Raw genomic sequence first — 2,091 nt, 5'->3', positions numbered from 1 at the left:
GTGCACAACCAGCCCGGCGCCATCGTCAAATTGCTGCAGCCGCTGGCTGACGCCGGGGTTTCCATGAGCAAGCTCGAATCGCGCCCGGCGCGTTCGGCCAACTGGGAATACCTCTTCTTCGTCGTCTGCGAAGGCCATCGGCAGGACGCCAGACTCGCCGCCACGCTCGCCGAAATCGAGTCGCGCGCTGCCTTCCTCAAGATTCTCGGCTCCTACCCCGCTGCACAGTCATGAATTGTTGCGATCTCGCTCCCGCCCACATTCGCGCCGTCGCCCCTTACCGCCCCGGCAAGCCCATCTCCGAGCTCGCGCGTGAACTGGGGCTGGACGAGGCCGACATCGTCAAGCTGGCGTCGAACGAAAACCCGCTCGGCCCCAGCCCCATGGCATTGGTTGCGGCACAGGATGCGCTGCACGACATGGCCCTGTATCCCGACGGTGCCGGCTTTGCGCTGAAGGCGAGGCTGTCGGCGAAGCTGGGTGTCGCGGCCGATCAGATCGTGCTGGGCAACGGCTCGAACGATGTGCTGGACATGGCCGCGCGCGCGTTTCTCGGCCCGGCTGCGTCGGCGGTGTACGCGCAGCATGCGTTCGCCGTTTATCCCATCGCCACGCTGACCGCGGGGGCGGCATGCATCGAGGTGGCGGCCCGGGATTACGGCCACGATCTCGACGCCATGCGCGCGGCGATCCGCGGCGACACGCGGGTGCTGTGGATCGCCAACCCGAACAACCCAACCGGCACTTTCCTGCCATGGACGCAGATCGAGGCATTCCTCGAAACCGTGCCGCCGCAGGTGCTGGTGGTGCTGGACGAGGCCTACGGCGAATACCTGCCGCCGGCCGAACGCTGCGACACCGCGGCTTGGCTGGCGCGCTTTCCCAATCTGCTGATCAGCCGCACCTTTTCCAAGGCGTATGGCCTGGCCGGACTGCGCGTCGGCTACGGATTGGGCAGCGCCGGCGTGATCGACCTGCTGAACCGGGTGCGCCACCCTTTCAACGTCAATGCGCCCGCCCTGGCGGCAGCCGAAGCGGCGCTCGGCGACGAGGCGTTTCTGGCGCGCAGCCATGCATTGAATGCCGCCGGCATGGCGCAGTTGGCGGCAGGGCTGGCCGAAATGGGTATCGAAACCGTGCCGTCGAAAGGCAATTTCCTGCTGGCCAAGGTCGGCGCTGCCGCGCGCATCAACGCCGAACTGCTGAAACGCGGCGTGATCGTGCGTCCGGTCGGCAATTACGGCCTGCCCGAATTCCTGCGCGTGTCGGTGGGGCTGGCCGGACAAAACGCGCGTTTCCTCGACGCGCTGAGAGACTGCCTGTGATCGTCGAAAAGCTTGCCGTCGTCGGCGTCGGCCTGATCGGCGGATCGTTTGCAGCGGCATTGAAACAGGCCGGCGCGGTGCGCGAGGTGCTGGGGGTGGGGCGCAATCGGGCGAGCCTGGATGCCGCACTTGAAGGCGGTCTGATCGACCGCGCTGTCGGCTGGGCGGAAGCCGGGCAGGCCGACTGCATCCTGCTGGCGATCCCGGTGGGGGAAACGGAGGCGGTACTCAGGCAACTCGCGCCGCACCTGAAAGCGGGTGCCGTCGTCACCGATGCCGGCAGCACCAAGCTCAACGTCGTCGCGGCGGCACGTGCCGCACTTGGCGACCGCTTCGCCGATTTCGTGCCGGGCCATCCCATTGCGGGCTCCGAACGGTGCGGCCCCGGTGCCGCGCGTGTCGATCTCTATCGGGGCAAGCGCGTGGTGCTGACGCCGCAGATCGACACGCGCGCCGACGCGGTTGCCACCGTGCGCCTGCTGTGGGAGGCGGCGGGAGCGCAGGTCGAGACGCTGGATGCCGGTCTGCACGACCGCGTGTTCGCGGCGGTGAGCCATCTGCCGCATCTGGCAGCGTATGCCCTGGTGGATGACCTCGCGCAGCGCGCCGACAGCGATACCTGCTTCCGCTTTGCCGCCAGCGGTTTCCGCGATTTCACCCGGATTGCCGGCAGCAGCCCGGAGATGTGGCGCGACATCGCGCTGGCGAACCGGGAGGCGGTGCTGGCCGAACTGGATGCCTACCTCGCATCGCTGCAAGCATTGCG

The 2,091-nt window shown here is 67.8% G+C and carries 3 protein-coding genes; all 3 read left to right on the top strand.

Annotation, left to right across the window (positions count from 1 at the left end; translation table 11 throughout):
* On the top strand, positions 1-234 hold a 234-nt coding region (locus Q0L94_RS17775), incomplete at its 5' end, for an ACT domain-containing protein (protein ID WP_296756003.1).
* Positions 231-1,325 carry a histidinol-phosphate transaminase gene (hisC, locus tag Q0L94_RS17770; RefSeq protein ID WP_296756001.1) on the top strand — a complete coding sequence of 365 codons (1,095 nt, stop codon included), beginning with the start codon at positions 231-233 and terminating at the stop codon, positions 1,323-1,325. The genes Q0L94_RS17775 and hisC, both read left to right, overlap by 4 nt.
* Positions 1,322-2,091 (top strand): prephenate dehydrogenase/arogenate dehydrogenase family protein (locus tag Q0L94_RS17765; protein ID WP_296755999.1); only part of this gene is annotated, 770 nt, incomplete at its 3' end. The genes hisC and Q0L94_RS17765, both read left to right, overlap by 4 nt.

It is taken from the genome of Thiobacillus sp. (genome assembly GCF_024708915.1).
Note: the sequence above shows the minus strand (reverse complement) of the source record. Positions and strands in the feature narration are given on the sequence as shown.

Excerpts from the sequence above, each read along its gene's own strand:
- hisC (WP_296756001.1), top strand. The coding sequence starts at position 231 with ATGAATTGTTGCGATCTCGCTCCCGCCCACATTCGCGCCGTCGCCCCT.